This window comes from Pseudomonas sp. PMCC200344 (assembly GCF_030053095.1).
GTDB lineage: Bacteria > Pseudomonadota > Gammaproteobacteria > Pseudomonadales > Pseudomonadaceae > Aquipseudomonas > Aquipseudomonas svalbardensis.
Map to the genome: position 1 here is coordinate 4,058,393 of NZ_CP125618.1, position 17,660 is coordinate 4,076,052.

A 17,660-nucleotide genomic window follows, 5' to 3' on the forward strand; every position below is an offset into this window, starting at 1 on the left:
CCGGACAGTGCCAATTATTGAAAGGCTGGCTCAACATTCGCAGCTGAGACCGCACTCAATGTGCGCAGACCAACCAGCACCACAACTACCATCACGACACCGGCGCCAATGGCTACCCCAAACCCTGCCCGCGCGCCATATGCATCGATAACCAGACCCGAAAGCATGCCACCGAGCGCTACGCCGATGCTGATGCCGGTGGTCATCCACGTCAGGCCTTCGGTAATCCTCGATGGCGGAACGATGATCGTACCCAGATTCATCACCACCACCATGGTTGGCGCAAATGAAATGCCAGCGATAAATAGCATCCCTGAAAGGATAAAAACGTCCGCTGAGAAAATCGGTAAAACACCTGTGAGTGCCGTGACCAATATCCCGATAAAGAACTGTTTTTCTATCGGCAGAGAAATCTTCAACGCACCAAATGTCAGACCCGCAACCATCGAGCCGAGCGCGTAGGCTGCGAGGATGAATGTGGCGGACTCTGGCCAGCCTTGTGCGTTGGCGAAGGCCACGACTGCCACGTCGATCGATCCGCCAATCACCCCCATCGCCAGCAACGCGAGGACGATGGTGCGTACGCCGGGAATAAGCAATGTGGAGCTGGTGCGGCTGATGTTGCCCACGACCACTTTCGGTTCTGTCTGGCGCTGCATAAGAAAAGTCGTCATCCCGACCGCCAGCAGCACGACGGCAACCAGCGGCCCGGCTTCGGCGAAAAAACTCACGCTCAAACCAATCGCCAGGGGTGGGCCGATGATGTAGGCGAGTTCAGTCAGCACGGTGTCCAGAGAGAACGCCGTGTGCAATTGCGGTTTGCCACGGAACAGCTGCGACCAGCGTGCTCTGATCATCGAGGGCATGCTCGGCATCGTCCCCGCGAGTGCCGCCAGAACGAACAGCAGCGCGACCGGCGCCCGCAGGTACACAGCGATGATCAGCGCCAGCAACATGCCAATGCTGAAAGCGGTGACGACAGGCAGGACTCGACTCTGGCCACGCTGATCAACCAGTTTCGATATGTGCGGGCCGAACAGCGCATTGGCCAAGGTAAACGTACCGGCGACCGCGCCGGCCAGCCAATAAACACCGGTCTGCTGCACCAACATGGTGATGATGCCGATGCCGATCATTGCCTGTGGCAGACGGGCAATGGCGCTCGCGAGTACCAACCCCGTGGCGCCCGGGGTCGTCAGAAGTTCGCGATAGGGATTAGCCATGATTTCTCCATTTTTTTATTCGCCGCTGATGAGCATCCGGCTGCACGCGACGCAGTCAGGATTAGCTGCGTCCGACATCAAGACGTATGCGAAGACCGAAAGCAACCCCTCACCCCAGCCCTCTCCCGGAGGTAGAGGGGGCCGACCGAGGTGTCTGGCGTCCTGCATCGACCTAAGCGACAGGGTTGATTATGGATTCGGCACACCAGGTTCAGGTCGATGTATGTCGAAAGCATCCCCCGATCAGTCCCCTCTCCTGGGGGAGAGGGTTAGGGTGAGGGGGGAATCTCAGGATGCCGCTGCACTCGCGGACAAACCATAAACAAAAACCCGCACAAGGCGGGTTTTGTTTGTAGCAAACGCAGCAATCAGTCAGCCAATCGCCAGGTCGTCCCACCCTTCCCGTCTTCCAGCACCACGCCCATGGCGGTGAGCTGGTCGCGGATACGGTCGGATTCGGCCCAGTCTTTACCAGCACGAGCGGCCAGACGCGCGGCAATCAGCGCATCAACCTCAGCCGCATCAACCCGCCCTTCAGCGCCGGCCTGCAGGAAGTCATCAGCTTCAAGCTGCAACACCCCCAGCACACTGGCCAATTCCTTCAAGCGCGCTGCCAGACCGGCCGCCGCATCGAGATCGCTCTCGCGCAGACGGTTGATCTCACGAACCATCTCGAACAGCACGGCGCAGGCTTCCGGCGTACCAAAGTCGTCGTTCATCACCTGAGTGAATCGCTCGACAAAGGCTTCGCCACCGGCCGGTGCCACCTTCGGCAGGCCTTTCAACGCATGGTAGAAACGCTCGAGTGCGCCTTTGGCGTCCTTGAGGTTGTCTTCCGAATAGTTGATCGCGCTGCGATAGTGGCTCGACACCAGCAAGTAACGCACGACTTCCGGGTGGTACTTTTCCAGCACGTCGCGAATGGTGAAGAAGTTGTTCAAGGACTTGGACATCTTCTCGCCATTGATGCGAATCATGCCGCAATGCATCCACGCGTTGGCGTAGGTCTTGCCGGTGGCCGCTTCGCTCTGGGCGATTTCGTTTTCGTGGTGCGGGAACTCGAGGTCGCTGCCGCCGCCATGAATGTCGAAGGTCTCGCCGAGGCAGCAGGTCGACATCACCGAGCACTCGATGTGCCAGCCCGGACGACCGTCGCCCCACGGCGATGGCCAGCTCGGCTCACCCGGCTTGGCGCCTTTCCACAGCACAAAGTCCAGCGGATCCTGCTTGGACTCGTCGACTTCGATCCGCGCGCCGATGCGCAGGTCTTCGATCTTCTTGCGCGACAGCTTGCCGTAGCCCATGAACTTGGCGACGCGGTAATACACGTCGCCATTGCCCGGAGCGTAGGCGTAGCCCTTGTCAATCAGGGTCTGGATCATCGCGTGCATGCCGGGGATATGCCCGGTGGCGCGCGGTTCCATGTCCGGCTTCTGGATGTTCAGGCGCGCTTCGTCTTCGTGCATCGCCGCAATCATGCGCTCGGTCAAGGCTTCGAACGACTCGCCGTTCTCGTTGGCCCGATTGATGATCTTGTCGTCGATGTCGGTGATGTTGCGCACGTAAGTCAGGTCGTAGCCGCTGAACCGCAACCAGCGGGTTACCAGGTCGAACGCGACCATGCTGCGGCCGTGGCCCAGGTGGCAGTAGTCGTACACGGTCATCCCGCAGACGTACATGCGCACCTTGTTGCCATCCAGCGGCTTGAAGACTTCTTTGCTCTTGGTGAGCGTGTTGTAGATCGTAAGCACTTTAGGTTCCTTGAATCACTGGCCCCACGAATCACGCAAGGTCACGGTACGGTTGAACACCGGATGACCGGGTTTCGAGTCCTTGATATCCGCGCAGAAGTAACCTTCGCGCTCGAACTGGAAACGGTCTTCCGGCTGTGCATTGCCAAGCGAAGGCTCGGCACGACAACCGGTGAGGACTTGCAGCGAGTCAGGGTTGATGTTGTCCAGGAAACTGGCACTGTCTTCGGCCTTCTCAGGGTTGGCCGAACGGAACAGGCGATCGTACAGACGCACTTCACACTCGACGCTGGCCGAGGCCGGCACCCAGTGAACCACGCCTTTGACCTTGCGGCCTTCAGGGTTCTTGCCCAGGGTTTCCGGGTCGTAGGAGCAACGCAGTTCGACGATGTTGCCATCGGCATCCTTGATCGCTTCGTCGGCGCGAATCACGTAGCTGCCGCGCAGACGCACTTCGCCAGCCGGTTCCAGGCGCTTGTAGCCTTTTGGCGGCTCTTCCATGAAGTCTTCACGGTCGATGTAGATCTCACGGGCGAACGGCAGTACGCGCACGCCCATGTCTTCTTTCGGGTGGCACGCCAGTTCGAGGTTCTCGACCTGACCTTCCGGGTAGTTGGTGATCACGACTTTCAGTGGACGCAGCACGCACATGGCACGCGGGGCGCTGTGGTCGAGGTCGTCACGGATGCTGAATTCGAGCATGCCGAAGTCGACCACGCCGTCGGAACGGTTGGTGCCGATCATGTCGCAGAAGTTGCGGATCGATTTCGGCGTGTAACCACGGCGGCGGAAGCCGGACAGCGTGGACATGCGCGGATCGTCCCAGCCATGAACGTGCTTTTCATCGACCAGTTGCTTGAGCTTGCGCTTGCTGGTGATCGTGTAGTTCAGGTTCAGACGGCTGAATTCGTACTGACGCGGTTGCGCTGGCACGGGCAGGTTCTCGAGGAACCACTCGTACAGCGGACGGTGGCTTTCGAATTCCAGGGTGCAGATCGAGTGGGTGATGCCTTCGATGGCGTCCGACTGACCGTGGGTGAAGTCGTAGTTCGGGTAGATGCACCACTTGTCACCGGTCTGGTGGTGGTGAGCGTGGCGGATGCGATACATGATCGGGTCGCGCAGGTTCATGTTCGGCGAGGCCATGTCGATCTTGGCCCGCAACACGCGTGCGCCGTCCTTGAATTCACCGGCTTTCATGCGGGCGAACCAATCCAGGTTCTCTTCCACGGAGCGATCGCGGAACGGGCTGTTCTTGCCCGGCTCGGTCAGGCTGCCACGGTATTCCTTGGCCTGTTCAGGGCTCAGGTCATCGACGTAGGCCTTGCCGGCCTTGATCAGCTCAACGGCCCAGTCGTGCAACTGGTCGAAATACTGCGAGGCGTAGCGCACTTCACCGGACCATTCGAAGCCAAGCCATTTGACGTCGCTTTCGATCGCGTCGATGTATTCCTGGTCTTCCTTGGCCGGGTTGGTGTCGTCGAAACGCAGGTGCGTGACGCCGCCAAATTCCTGGGCCAGGCCGAAGTTCACGCAAATCGACTTGGCGTGACCAATGTGCAGGTAGCCGTTGGGCTCAGGCGGGAAACGGGTGACGATCTGCGTGTGCTTACCCGAGTCCAGGTCCGCCTGGATGATCGGGCGCAGGAAATTGACCGGCACGGCAGGGCCGGTCTTGGAATTCGAGGTAGGGTCGACAGTGGGCTTGCTCATAGGATCCTTGAACGTACAAGTGCGCGGCCAGTTGGCCAAATCAAAGCGGCTGTTAAAACAAAGGGGCTTATCATAGCCGATGCCGCCAAGTCGCTGACAGAGCAGGCCCGAAAACGGCTGCATTTAATCGGATGCAAATGAAAAACAGCCTCGAAATTCGCGCCCGGCACGCTAAACTGCGCATCTTGGCCAAAATTGGCCGGACCGGTTGAGGGCTGCAAAGCCCCGAAACCCACGAATTCATATAAAGAGTACCGATCATGACCCAAGTCAAACTGACCACCAACCATGGCGACATCGTCCTGGAACTGAACGCTGAAAAGGCACCGCTGACCGTTGCCAACTTCATCGAGTACGTCAAAGCCGGTCACTACGAAAACACTGTTTTCCACCGCGTCATCGGTAACTTCATGATCCAGGGCGGCGGTTTCGAGCCAGGCATGAAAGAAAAGAAAGACAAGCGCCCAAGCATCCAGAACGAAGCCGACAACGGCCTGCCGAACGAGAAGTACACCGTGGCCATGGCCCGCACCATGGAGCCGCATTCGGCTTCCGCCCAGTTCTTCATCAACGTGGCTGACAACAGCTTCCTGAACCACAGCGCCAAGACCACTCAGGGCTGGGGCTACGCGGTATTCGCCAAAGTCGTTGCAGGCACCGACGTGGTCGACAAGATCAAAGGTGTTTCCACCACTATGAAGTCCGGCCACCAGGACGTACCAGCAGAAGACGTGATCATCGAGAAAGCCGAGATCATTGAGTGATACTGCTGATTTCAGACTTACATCTGGAAGAGGAGCGCCCGGACATCAGCCGGGCGTTTCTGGATTTGCTCGCCGGACGCGCCCGCTCGGCGAGTACGTTGTACATCCTGGGCGACTTTTTCGAGGCGTGGATTGGCGACGATGCCATGACGCCGTTCCAGCGTTCCATCTGCCAGGCCCTGCGCGATCTTAGCGACAGCGGTACGGCCATTTTTCTGATGCACGGCAATCGCGACTTCATGCTCGGCCAGGCCTTCTGCAAACAGGCCGGCTGTACATTGCTGAAAGACCCGAGTGTCGTGCAGTTTTACGGCGAGCCGGTGCTATTGATGCACGGCGACAGCCTCTGCACCCGCGACGAAGCCTATATGAAGCTGCGTCGCTATTTGCGTAACCCGATCACCCTGTTCATCCTTCGGCACTTGCCTTTGCGGACGCGACATAAACTGGCGCGCAAGCTGCGCAGTGAAAGCCGTGCGCAAACGCGGATGAAGGCCAATGACATTGTGGATGTCACGCCGGAAGAAGTGCCGCGGATCATGCAGGCCTTTGGCGTGAAGACCTTGATCCATGGGCATACCCATCGTCCGGCCATCCACAAGTTGCAGATTGGCGAGCAAGCGGCCAAGCGCATTGTGTTGGGGGATTGGGATCGTCAGGGGTGGGCGTTGCAGGTGGATGAGCAAGGATTTGCGTTGGCGCCGTTCGACTTCGCCCCGCCGCCACAGCTGGCGGCACCCGCGAACTAACCGCGGAACACAGAACCCTGTGGGAGCGAGCCTGCTCGCGATGGCGGACTCATATTCAACATCTATGTTGACTGATCTACGGCTATCGCGAGCAGGCTCGCTCCCACATTGACCGCGTTGTGCTTAGTGCCCTGCTGAGGCAGGCCCCGCCTTCGCCGCAAACGGCGGTTTCGCCAGCCACACAATCACGATCAAGCCCATGAATGCCCACCCCAGCAACGTGAAGTAATCCACGGTGGAGAGCATGTACGCCTGACTGGTCAGCACATGATCCAGTTGCGCATACGCTGGATTGCTCGCCCCGCCCAGGCTGTTCAGCGCCTCACGGGTAGCCGGCTCATAGGTGCTGATGCTTTCGCTCATATAGGCGTGGTGCTGATCGGCCCGGCGAATCCAGATCCAGGTCGTCAACGACGCCGCAAAACTACCGCCCAAGGTCCGCAGGAACGTCGCCAGGCCCGCGCCGTCGGCGATCTGGCTCGGTGGCAGGTCCGACATCAAAATGCTCAAGGTCGGCATGAAGAACAGCGCCACACCAATGCCCATGAACAGCTGGACCAAAGCGATGTGCTGGAAGTCCACTTCATTGGTAAACCCGGCACGCATGAAGCAGCTCAGGCCAATCGCCAGGAATGCCAGGCCGGCCAGCAGCCGCAGGTCGAATTTGTGTGCATATTTGCCGACAAACGGCGACATCAACACCGGCAAAATACCGATCGGCGCCACCGCCAACCCCGCCCAGGTCGCCGTGTAACCCATCTGGGTTTGCAGCCATTGCGGTAGAATCAGGTTGATCCCGAAGAACCCGGCGTAACCCAACACCAGCACGATGGTGCCGATGCGAAAGTTGCGGTAAGCGAACAGCCGCAGATTGACCACCGGGTGTTTGTCAGTCATTTCCCAGATCACGAACACCGCCAGCGCTATCACTGAAATAGCCGCGCCGATGAGGATGAAGTTCGACTCGAACCAATCCAGGTCGTTACCCTTGTCGAGGATCACCTGCAACGCGCCGACGCCAATGATCAGCGTGATCAAACCGACGTAATCCATCGGCTGGTAACTGGTTTCCACCGGCCGCGCCTTGAGTTGCGAACGCACCACCATCACCGCAAAGATGCCGATCGGCACGTTGATGAAGAAGATCCACGGCCAGCTGTAACTGTCGGTGATCCAGCCGCCGAGGATGGGACCTGCAATCGGTGCGACCACCGTGACCATCGCCAGCAATGCCAGGGCCATGCCGCGCCTGGCGGGCGGATAGATGGCAATCAGCAGCGTTTGAGTCATCGGGTACAGGGGACCTGCCACCAGACCTTGCAGCACCCGGAAGCCAATCAGCTCAGGCATCGAGGTCGAGATCCCGCACAGAAACGAAGCCACCACGAACAGAATCGTCGCCCAAAGAAACAGCTTCACCTCACCAAACCGCCGGCTGAGCCAACCGGTCAGCGGCAGCGCGATAGCGTTGCTCACCGCGAATGAGGTAATCACCCAGGTGCCCTGCTCCGAACTCACGCCCAAGTTGCCGGAAATCGTCGGCAGCGCCACGTTGGCGATGGTGGTGTCGAGCACTTGCATGAAGGTCGCCAGCGACAGGCCGATAGTGCTGAGCACCAGGCTTGGCGGCGTGAAAGACGCGTTATTACTCATCGCGAATCCTTTGAAACTTGGCTGGCGCGACGCCATTTAACGGGCGTCGCTGACCCTGTGGGAGCGAGCCTGCTCCGGGCGGCGTTCCGACGATAGCGGTGGATCAATCAACAAAGATGTTGAATGTAAATCCGCCATCGTCGGAACGCCGCCCGGAGCAAACTCGCTCCCACAGGGTCGGTGTGATGACCAATCAGCGCTGAACGGTTTTACTGACCGCAGCGCTGTTGTCGTGGATCAACTGAGTGATCATCGCGTCGGCCTCGGCCAACTGACGCTCATACACGTTGGTGCTGAACGAGGCCTTTTGCGGCGGCTGTTGCGCCAGCACCGGACCGCTCTGGTCACGCAGGTTCACATCGACCTGGGTCGACAGGCCGACCCGCAACGGGTGCTTGGCCAGTTCTTCGGCGTTGATGTGAATCCGCACCGGCACACGCTGGACGATCTTGATCCAGTTACCGGTGGCGTTCTGTGCTGGCAGCAAGGCAAACGCGCTGCCGGTACCGGCACCGAGGCTGTCGATGGTGCCGCTGAACTTCACGTCGCTGCCGTAGAGGTCGGCCTCGATGTCCACCGGCTGACCGATACGCATGTCACGCAGCTGGGTTTCCTTGAAGTTGGCGTCGATCCACAGTTGATCCAGCGGGATGACTGCCATCAGCGCCGTGCCCGGCTGGACGCGTTGGCCCAGTTGCACGGAGCGCTTGGCGACATAACCGGTGACCGGTGCGATCAAGGTGCTGCGGGAGTTGTTCAAGTAAGCCTGACGCAGTTGCGCGGCGGCGGACATCACGTCCGGGTGCGACGACACCACGGTGTCATCGACCAGCGCACTGGTGGTTTTGAGTTGCTGTTTGGCGTTGGCCAAGGCGTTTTGCGCCGAGGTCAGGTCGTCGCGAGCATGGGACAGTTCTTCCTGGGAAATCGCGCCGCCAGCGGCGAGGTTTTTCCGGCGATTGAAGTTGTCCTGAGCCTTTTGCACTTCAGCCTGTTGGGCGTTGACCTGGGCTTTCATGCCGTCGACGTTGCTGTACAAACCGCGAACCTGACGCACGGTGCGGGCCAGATTGGCCTGGGCACTTTGCAGACCGACTTCGGCGTCGTTCGGGTCGAAGTTGATCAGCACTTGGCCTTCGTGAACCAGGTCGCCATCGTCGGCACCGATGCTGACCACGGTGCCGGTGACCAGCGGAGTGATTTCCACCACGTTGCCGTTTACATAGGCGTCGTCGGTGCTTTCGTTCCAGCGCCCGTAGAATTCGTGATAACCCCAGACGCCGACACCGGCGAGGATCACCACGATCGCGAGCACTACCAGCAAGACTTTGCGTTTGCGCGAATTGCTCGTGTCTTGAGTGTTGTCAGACGCTTTATCAGTTGGAGCAGGGGCTGTATCGGCAGTGGCCATGACAAGTACCTTGAATTAGTTGTGCTGCGTGGCTGGGGTTGCGTTGGCTGCGGTCAGGGTCTCGCCCTGGAAGCCGCCGCCCAGCGCCTGCATCAGTTGGATCGACAGATCGATCTGCTCGGCATTCAGGTTGGCCAGCTGACGCTGGGCCTGGAGCAATTGCTGCTCGATGCTGAGCACGTCCAGGTAATTCCCGATGCCGGAACCGTACCGCTGGACCACGGTGTTGTAAGAATCCTGGGCGATGTCGGTGGCGTGCTGCTGCGCCCCGATCTGCCGGCCGATATCGCGTAACTGGTTGATGGTGTCGCTGACATCGCCCAGGGCTTTCACCAGGCTTTTGTTGTATTGCGCCACGGCGAGGTCGTAATCGGCGTCGCGGGAATCGAGGTCGGCACGCAAGCGGCCACCGTCGAAAATCGGCACAGAAATGGTCGGCGCAATGTTGAAGAACCGACTGGCCGAACCGAACATCGCATCGCCCAGCAACGACTCGGCACCGGCCGCGGCGCTCAGGTTGAGATTGGGGTAGAACCGGGTTTTGCCGGCGTCGATGTTCTTGCTCGCGGCCTCGACCCGCCAACGGGCGGCCACCAGGTCTGGACGACGACCCAACAATTCGGCCGGCAGCACCGATGGCAACGCGACGGCGCTGGCCTGAAGAATTTTCGGCCGGGCGATTTCATTGCCGCGATCCGGGCCTTTACCGAGCAAGACGGCCAAGGCGATCTTCGCGCTTTGCAGGCGCTTTTCGGCGTCGATCAGGCTGGCTTCGGACGTGGCTTCCAAACTCTCGGTTTGCTGGAACTGGTACTGACTGTCGATCCCCGAGCTCAGGCGGCGCTGGCTCAGATCGAGCATTTGTTTGGTGCGTTTGAGGTCTTCCTGCGCCAGGTCGTGAACGATATGCGCCTGCCCCAGATCGCTATAAGCGCGGGCAACGTCGGCGGATAACGTCAGTTGCGCCGCTTGCTGATCGACTTCGGCAGCACGGGCCTGACCCAGTGCGGCTTCCCAGGCATCACGCTGACCGCCCCAGAGGTCGAAGTTGTAATTGAAGCTGGCACTGATGTTACGCACGGTGGAGTACGTGCCCCCCTGCCCGCTCGGATCCTGATCCCGGGCCAGACGCGAACGGCTGACGCCGGCGCTGGCATCGAGGCTCGGCATCCGCGCCGCATCCGCTGCATAAGCGGCGGCGCTCGCTTGGTGGGCGCGGGCGTCGGCGATTTGCATGTCGGGGCTGTCGTGCAGGGCTTCGCGGATCAAGCCGTCGAGCTGTGGGTCGCCGAGGCTTTTCCACCAGTCGCTTTTCGGCCAGGCCGCGGGCGACAGGGTCACACCGCTGAGGGATTGCCCGGCCTTGAGGTTTTTTGCATCGAGGCTGACGCCTTCGGTGGTCAGGCCGCTGTAGCTGGCGCAACCGGCCAGGGTCATGGCCGTCAGCACCAGGCTCAGGCCGGTACGCAGGGTTTTGCTGTTCATTTGTCACCTACCCGCAGCAGGGTGATCGAGTCACCGGCGGCTACCAAAATTTTCTTGAGGATCTGTTCCAGGGTTTTCAATTCTTCCGGGGTGATCGCGCCGGCCAGCTCATTCATGGCGTCGGCACCGATCTCCGGCAGGCGGTCAGTCAACTGCTGGCCTTGCTCGGTCAGCACCAGCTGAACCTGACGGCGGTCCGCCTCGGAGCGATGGCGGGCGAGGAAGCCTTTCTGTTCCAGACGATCGAGCATGCGGGTCATCGAACCGCTGTCCAGCGACAGGTGACGGCACAGCTCGGCCGGGGTATCGACGCCGAACTGGGCCATGATGATCAGCACTTTGAACTGCGCGGCGGTGATGCCGTGGGGTTCCATGTGCGTGTCGATGATCCGGTCCTTGAGCAGCGCAGCGCGCCCGAGCAGGAGGCCGAGATGGCAAGTGTGGAATGCGTCTGGGGTGAAATGTTTCATCTGACCACCAATTAGCTGCCTAGGCAGAGAATGTATGTCGAGATGTTACTGCCTAGGCAGCGAATGTCAACGTAATAGTTAGGTTGCTTGCTATTTGACTGATAAATGGGGTGCCGGACTTGCGGTGACCGGACAGCCGCCTTCGCGAGCAGGCTCGCTCCCACAGGTTCGGTGTTATCTCTGTGGGAGCGAGCCTGCTCGCGAAGAAAGCGACTCGGTTTCGGAGGGAACGCGGGACTAAAAGTCCCGCTTGTAGAAGATGTCCAGCGAACTGGCCACGCCGCCCGCCGCTTCGAGGTAGACCTTCTTGCTCAGCTTGTAACGCAAGGCGATGGTGTTGGCCGGCTCGAACACGCCAACGCCATAACGCAGGCTGAGCTTCTCGGATATATTGCCGCTGGCCACCACGCTGGTTGCATTGCCGCTGCCTTGAGTGTCGAGTTGGAAGTCCTGAATGCCCAGGTTCTTGGCCAACCCGCTGGTCACCCCCGAACTACCCATCAAGCCCAATCCAAGGGCCGCTTGGGCGAGCATGTTGTTGTCCTCACCGTTGGTGCTCAGCGGACGCCCCAGCACCAGATAGGACAATGCCTGTTCCTGGCTCATCGCCGGCTCGGAGAAGATCTGTGTGGTCGGCTGCTCGGCGCTACCGCTCAGGCGAATGCCGGCGATAACGTCGTCGGTCTGTCGAATCGCTTCGATGTCCAGATACGGCTGGTCGATCGGGCCGGCAAACAGCAAACGCGCCCGGCGCACGGTCAATCGCTGACCGTAGGCGCGATAACGCCCATCGTTGAGCCAGAGCTCGCCGCGGGTGTCCATGTTGTCGCCGATGTGCACATGACCTTGCAGGTTGGCGGTCAGGCCAAACCCGGCAAAGCTGAGTTTGTCCTGTCCGACCACCACATCGATGTCCATCGCCATTGCCATCGGGGGTTTGCCCTCTTCGGTCTGCTGGCCGACGATCACCGTGTCATCGGACACCTTGACCGTCGACGGCGGCAACTCGCGCACGGTGATCTCGCCTTTTGGCACCAGCACCTTGCCGGCAATCGCCAGTTTGTCGTCCTTCACCGAAATCTTTAGGTCCGGCGCCATTTCCAGCTTGGCGTACGGCTCGACGGTGACGGGCAATTGCGTGCCTTTGAGCGCCAGATCCACCACCAGCGCCTGGCCCCAGGCGATGTTGCCGCTCAAGGTGCCCTGCCCGGTCTTGCCACTTTTCCAGCCGCCGTTCAATTGCACGGTTTCGCCAGCAATCACGGCTTGAAGTTGCAGCGCTTCGAGGTCCATCGGCAGTTCAGGCCCGGAAATCTCGCCGTCGCTGAGCAGCAGATTGCCGTTGACCTGCGGCGCCAGCAGCGTACCTGCGAGCGTGCCGCTGCCATTCAAACGACCGGTCAGTTTCTCGACCATCGGCACAAACGGCCGCGCTACCGACAGGTCCAGTCCATTCAAACGGAATGAGCCGGTCAGTGGCTTGTCCTTCGGTAAAGGATTGATCTGCGCCTGGAGCATAAGCTCACCGAGCTTGCCGCCGACGAAATTGAGGTCAGTGTCGATGCGCTTGGGCGTGAGTTTGCTGTTCAGTTTCAGGGTCTGGTACGGGAAGTCCAGCCACTGGTCCTTCTCCTTGATGCGCAACGTGCCGCCGCTGGCATCGATACTGATCTGGCCGTTCGGGCCGCTGGCCGGCAGGTCCAGTTGCAGGTCGGCGTTGAGTCGTCCCTTCCAGGCGAAATCCTTGGGCAACCACTGCGCCAGGCTATCGATCGGGAACTGTTTGAGGTGATAACGCAGCTTTGGCTCAGGCATCAGGCGCTGATCCTCACCGCACAGGCTGGCTGGGCCGGACGTCCAGCAGTGGGCGCCAAAATTGATCTTGCCGTCCGCGAGCCGTTCAAGCTTCGCCGGGCCTTGCAGCTTCCAGTCTTGACCGCCGGCCTGGATATCGCCGCTGGCCAGGCGCCCACGCCAATTGCCTTGGTCCAGATTGCCGTTGAGGCCGAGCGCGAGTTTCAGCTTCGGTCCTTGCAGGTCGAGGGTGAATTTCTGGTTTTTGATATCGCCCTGACCACTGGCGGTCAGCGTTCCCAGTGACGTGTCACCCGCCTGGATGCCGCTCCCTTTGAGGTCGATTTTGGCCCGTTGCGCGCTGTCGAGGGTGGCGTCCAGGTTCAGGCTTTGCAGGCGATTGTCTTCGAACGCCAGTTGCGTGCCTTGCAGCCCGAGCTTGCCTTGCGGCGCCTTGAGCGTCCCGGCGACATCGACGCGACCATTGAGCTGACCGCGCAGTTGCGGCCACAGCTGAGCCAGGCGCGGCAGCTTGATATCGATCTGACCGGCGAGCTTCTGTTGCAGGCTGCCTTTGCCGTTGATGCTGTTGTCGCCCAGACGAATCTGTAGCGCGCTGAGGTTCCATTGCTCGCCGCCGCCATCGGCTTTGGCCTGGATCACTGCCGGTTGGCCGCGCAGTTTGCCTTTCAAATCCAGGTCGGCGGTCAGGCTGAGTTTTTCATTCTTCATCTCACCTTTACTGCGTAACGGTCCGGCCAGCGTACCTGGTAGTTCCGCCACCCAATACGCCGGGTTGATCGCCGACAGGTCCAGCGCGGTGTCCCAGGCAATGCCGTCGGCGAACTGCAGGTTCAGGTGCCCTTCGGCCTTGCCCTGCCCGGCTTCGAGTTGAATTTGTTGCAGGTAGATTTTCGTCAGATCACCGCTGAACGGGCTGGTCAGGCTGAACGCGCCGGCCGGGCCATCGAGTGCGGCGTTGAAGTGCCCCATGTACATGCCGTCGGTGTAGGAGACTTCACCGTTGAAGCTACGCAACGCCACTTCTGGCTCGTCGATCAGCGGATAGAGGCGATGCCACGGAAAATCCAGCCAGTCGATTTTGGCATCGGCGCTCAGGCCTTTGCTCCAGTCGAGGTTGCCGGTGAGTTTCAGGCTTTGCTTGTCGTTGGCCGTGAGGTCCAACCCGGCGATCTGAGCGCCGTTGGCGTCAACCTTGCCTTGCAACAGCAGCGCGACCGGGCCAAGTTCTGCGGGCAACGTGGCTTTGCCGAGCAACTGGTAACCGCTTTTCAGGTTGCCGTCGCCGGTGAGTTCCAGTTGGTTGAGTTGCAGGGTGTCCGGCAGATCGGCGCTGGCCTTGAAGCCGTCAGCGGTGATCCGCACCTTGGCCGGCAGGTTTTCCGCCAGCGGTTGCAGTTCACCGGTCAATTGCCCGTTGAGGTAGCCGCTGCTGTCGGCTTTCAGGTTGAGGGTTTTCAGCAGATCGCCGTCAACCTTCAGGGCCAGCGTCCAAGGCCCGGTGCCGGGGGCTGGCAGGGTCAGTTTGCCTTCAGCCTTGAGCGGCCAGTTACCGCTGGGTTGCAGCAGGCCTGAAAGTTTCAGACTCAGGTCGTCCCTTTGCAAATGAACGGAATCGATCTGCAAGCCGTTGGCCGTCCAGTGCGCCGCCAGTTGCAGGCCCTTGAGTTCTTCGCTGCCGTTGAACAGCAGGCTGCCGACCTGGACATCGCCCAGCTCGATGGCCAAGGGCAACTTCAGATCCGGGAGACTGATCGGCCCGCTGCTTTCTTCTTCCGTACCTGTCGGAAATTGCAGGCTGACCTGATCGGTTTTCAATTGCTCGATGCACAGGGTCATGCGCGTCAGGCACAACGGCGACCAGGCGAAAATCACCTTGTTCAGCTCGACCCGACTGCTGTCCTGCTGCCACAGCACATGGTCGGCACTCCACTGTCCGCCCAAACGGCCCTGGAAATTCTCGACGGTCAAACCCGGCACAAAACCGAGCGCCCAACGGCTGCCCGTTGCTGTGCCAAGCATCGTGGCCACGGCCAGGACGACCAGCATCAGCAGCGCCAGAATCGCCAGCAACGTTACTTTCAAACCACGATTCACAGCTCAGGCCCCATGGAAAAGTGCAATCGAATGCCGCCGTCGTCGTCCATCGCATGGGCCAGGTCGAGGCGTATCGGCCCTACCGGAGAAACCCAGCGCACACCGATGCCGACGCCGGTCTTGAGGTCCGGCAGTTCGAGGGTATTGAAAGAGTTGCCTTGGTCGATGAAGGTCGCGACCCGCCATTTTTCGGCAATGGAGTACTGATACTCGACGCTGCCGGCAACCATGTAGCGGCCACCGATGCGGTCGCCCTCGGAGTTCTCCGGGGACAGGCTCTGGTAGTCGTAGCCACGCACGCTCTGATCGCCACCGGCAAAGAAGCGCAACGACGGCGGCACCGATTTGTAGCCGTTGGTGGCGCTGCCACCGACCTGCACCCGACCGAGGAAGCGGTGCTTGTCGAAGACCGTGGTCAAGCCTTTCACCAACGCGGTGCCGTAAAGCAGGTTGGTGTCAGAGCCCAAACCTTCCTTGGCCACTTTGGTCTCGAATTCCAGGCGATAACCGTTGTGCGGGTCGATGCGGTTATCACTTTTCAGGTAGGAATAGCTGACGCCAGGCATCAGCAACGTGCTGAGCCCTGAGTCGTCGCCGAGCCTGTATTCCTCGCGCTGCCACTTGAGCGACACCACCCGCTGCCAACCGCTGGGCAGCTTGCTGTGCCACTCGGGGCCGATGGTCAGCAGTTTGCTGAGGGAGTCCTTGTCGGCGATTTCTTCATTCTGATAGCCACCGGCGAACCGCAATTTGTCGGTCAGCGGCGGGTCCAGGGGAATGTCATAGAACACACCGACGTTCTGCCGAGGCGCCGAAACTTCGGTCTCCCAGCCATAGCTGTGCCCCTGAGGGTTGACCCAGTGTCGGGTCCAGTTGGCCTTGACCCGTGGGCCGACGTCAGTAGAATAACCCAGCCCCAGACCCATGGTCCGTGGTTTGCGCGTTTCGAGTTTGACGTCCACCGGGATCACGTCGTTCTTGGACGCCGTCGGCGCCGCATCCACCCGCACGCTTTCGAAATAGCCGCTCGATTGCATGGCTTGATTGAGCTCGGCGATCAGTTCGGAGTCATAAGGCGCGCCCGCCTTGAATGGCACCATGCGCCGCAGCAGGTCTTCGTCGAATGGCGTGTCACCTTCGAAACTGACCTTACCCAGCGAATAACGCGGGCCGCTGTTGTAGATCAGTTCGATGTCGGCGACCCCGGCTCGCGGGTCGACCGACAATTTCTGGTTACTGAAGTGCCCGCTGAAAAAACCGTAGCGCGAGGCCTGATTCTGAATCAGGCGCTTGGCGTCTTCGTAATGGCCATGGTTGAGCACTGCGCCGGTTTTCAGCGCATTGCTTTTGGGTACACGGAAGGATTTGAGGGCGGCGGCCGGGCCGTCGATGCGAACAGTGACGTTGCGCAAATGCACCGGCTCGCCGGGATCGATATTCAGCACCAGACGCGGTGTCTTGCCGCCCTTCACATCCGTGTCGATCTGCGGCTGGTAATAACCCAAGGCCTGGGCGGCCTTGCGTGCCTGTTCTTCGGCGCCACGACTGAAGCGCAGCAAGGCTTCTTCGTCACGATCGCCGAGGCTGCCGATATAGCCCTCTATATTGGCTTTCAGTTCATCGTTGGACGGTTTGATCCGAACATCCAATTCACTTTGCGCCAGCGCCGCGCAGCTGGTAATCAGCATCAGCACGCCGCTGGTAATTCTTCCTGGAAACTTCATAGGCGCGGATGCTATCACGAGCTTGGGAGCGTGATAGAGCCTGGCGTGCGGTGAAAGTTCTACCTTTATGCCGTTGCTGTTTGTAACACCTGCGGATTGGCGTGGAAAAACACGTGCTCGCGAATCGGTCCTACGGCGACCTCACCAATTTCCTCATAGCCCTGACGCTTATAGAACTCCAGATAACGAGGATTCCCGGTATCGAGGATTACGCCCTCGGAGTGCTCATCCACCGCGCACCAGTTGTGCACCGCTTGCAGCAATTGTTCGCCAAAGTGTTGGCCCTGAAATTGCGGATGAACCCCCAGCAACGGCAGCAGGTGTACCGAATCGGACGGCACGCAAGCCATCACGGCATCGTGATACTCGAGATAGCGTCGGGTGCAGCGAAACCCGGTGCTGAGCACCATGCGCAGACGCCAGGCCCAACTCTCTGTGATGCCAAGGCGACGTTGCGGCGGCGCGATCAACGCAATGCCGATCAACCGGTCGTTGACTAACAGGCCGATGGCCGGCAAGTCCTGAAGAAAGTGTTGTTTGACCAGCTCGCGCACGGTAGCGCGGACCCGCTGTTCATAACCGGGACGCTCCGCTTCGAACAGGTAGCCGAACGTCGGCTCATGCCGGTAAGCCTGGTACAGCAACGAACGTGCTTCGCGGGAATAGCCGTTGTCGAGCATGTGAATATCGGCGATGGCGGTCGAGGTTTCGGGCATAACGGTAGATCTCCCCTGGGCGAGGCTCAAAAAGGCCTCGTTCTTATTGGTACGAGCCTTGCGCAGTCGCGATCGTTCCCACGCCCCCA

General features: G+C 60.1%; 12 protein-coding genes. 2 read left to right on the top strand and 10 right to left on the bottom strand.

Annotated elements, in window-relative coordinates:
• Positions 1-14 precede the first annotated feature (14 nt).
• From QFW87_RS18535 to QFW87_RS18545, 3 genes are all read right to left on the bottom strand, one after another.
• Positions 15-1,223 carry an MFS transporter gene (locus QFW87_RS18535; protein ID WP_283188484.1) on the bottom strand — a complete coding sequence of 403 codons (1,209 nt, stop codon included), beginning with the start codon at positions 1,221-1,223 and terminating at the stop codon, positions 15-17.
• A 368-nt stretch (positions 1,224-1,591) separates the two neighbouring features.
• The gene (gene cysS, locus QFW87_RS18540) at positions 1,592-2,974 is read right to left on the bottom strand and encodes a cysteine--tRNA ligase (protein WP_283188485.1); all 1,383 of its coding nucleotides are present in this window, start codon (positions 2,972-2,974) and stop codon (positions 1,592-1,594) included.
• Between the two features lie 15 nt (positions 2,975-2,989).
• Positions 2,990-4,687, bottom strand: a complete 1,698-nt coding sequence (locus QFW87_RS18545; protein WP_283188486.1) for a glutamine--tRNA ligase/YqeY domain fusion protein — start codon at positions 4,685-4,687, stop codon at positions 2,990-2,992.
• A 260-nt stretch (positions 4,688-4,947) separates the two neighbouring features.
• Here QFW87_RS18545 and QFW87_RS18550 point away from each other — a divergent pair, with 260 nt between their 5' ends.
• Both QFW87_RS18550 and lpxH read left to right on the top strand, forming a co-directional pair.
• Complete coding sequence (locus QFW87_RS18550) at positions 4,948-5,451, top strand: peptidylprolyl isomerase (protein WP_128869400.1); 504 nt, start codon at positions 4,948-4,950, stop codon at positions 5,449-5,451.
• A complete protein-coding gene (lpxH, locus tag QFW87_RS18555; RefSeq protein ID WP_283188487.1) occupies positions 5,448-6,200 on the top strand; it encodes a UDP-2,3-diacylglucosamine diphosphatase in 753 nt (250 codons plus the stop codon). Before QFW87_RS18550 ends, lpxH begins: the two co-directional genes overlap by 4 nt.
• A 123-nt stretch (positions 6,201-6,323) precedes the next feature.
• Here the strand turns inward: lpxH and QFW87_RS18560 are convergent, their stop codons facing one another.
• The 7 genes from QFW87_RS18560 to QFW87_RS18590 all read right to left on the bottom strand — a co-directional run bounded on the left by QFW87_RS18560 (position 6,324) and on the right by QFW87_RS18590 (position 17,571).
• Positions 6,324-7,853 carry a DHA2 family efflux MFS transporter permease subunit gene (locus QFW87_RS18560; RefSeq protein WP_283188488.1) on the bottom strand — a complete coding sequence of 510 codons (1,530 nt, stop codon included), beginning with the start codon at positions 7,851-7,853 and terminating at the stop codon, positions 6,324-6,326.
• A 193-nt stretch (positions 7,854-8,046) separates the two neighbouring features.
• A complete protein-coding gene (locus QFW87_RS18565) occupies positions 8,047-9,264 on the bottom strand; it encodes an efflux RND transporter periplasmic adaptor subunit (RefSeq protein WP_283188489.1) in 1,218 nt (405 codons plus the stop codon).
• Positions 9,265-9,279: 15 nt separating this feature from the next.
• On the bottom strand, positions 9,280-10,749 hold the full coding sequence (locus tag QFW87_RS18570) for an efflux transporter outer membrane subunit (protein ID WP_283188490.1): 1,470 nt from the start codon (positions 10,747-10,749) through the stop codon (positions 9,280-9,282).
• Entirely contained in the window at positions 10,746-11,219 is a 474-nt protein-coding gene (locus QFW87_RS18575) for a MarR family transcriptional regulator (RefSeq protein WP_283188491.1), read from the bottom strand. The genes QFW87_RS18570 and QFW87_RS18575 overlap by 4 nt, the downstream gene beginning before the upstream one ends.
• A gap of 237 nt (positions 11,220-11,456) precedes the next feature.
• Positions 11,457-15,131, bottom strand: coding sequence for a translocation/assembly module TamB domain-containing protein (locus QFW87_RS18580; protein WP_283188492.1), 3,675 nt, complete (start codon positions 15,129-15,131; stop codon positions 11,457-11,459).
• Complete coding sequence (locus QFW87_RS18585) at positions 15,128-16,855, bottom strand: autotransporter assembly complex family protein (RefSeq protein ID WP_283188493.1); 1,728 nt, start codon at positions 16,853-16,855, stop codon at positions 15,128-15,130. Before QFW87_RS18585 ends, QFW87_RS18580 begins: the two co-directional genes overlap by 4 nt.
• Before the next feature lie 65 nt (positions 16,856-16,920).
• Positions 16,921-17,571 (bottom strand): GNAT family N-acetyltransferase, encoded by a 651-nt coding sequence (locus tag QFW87_RS18590; RefSeq protein ID WP_283180890.1) that lies wholly within the window; start codon positions 17,569-17,571, stop codon positions 16,921-16,923.
• Between the last annotated feature and the right edge of the window lie 89 nt (positions 17,572-17,660).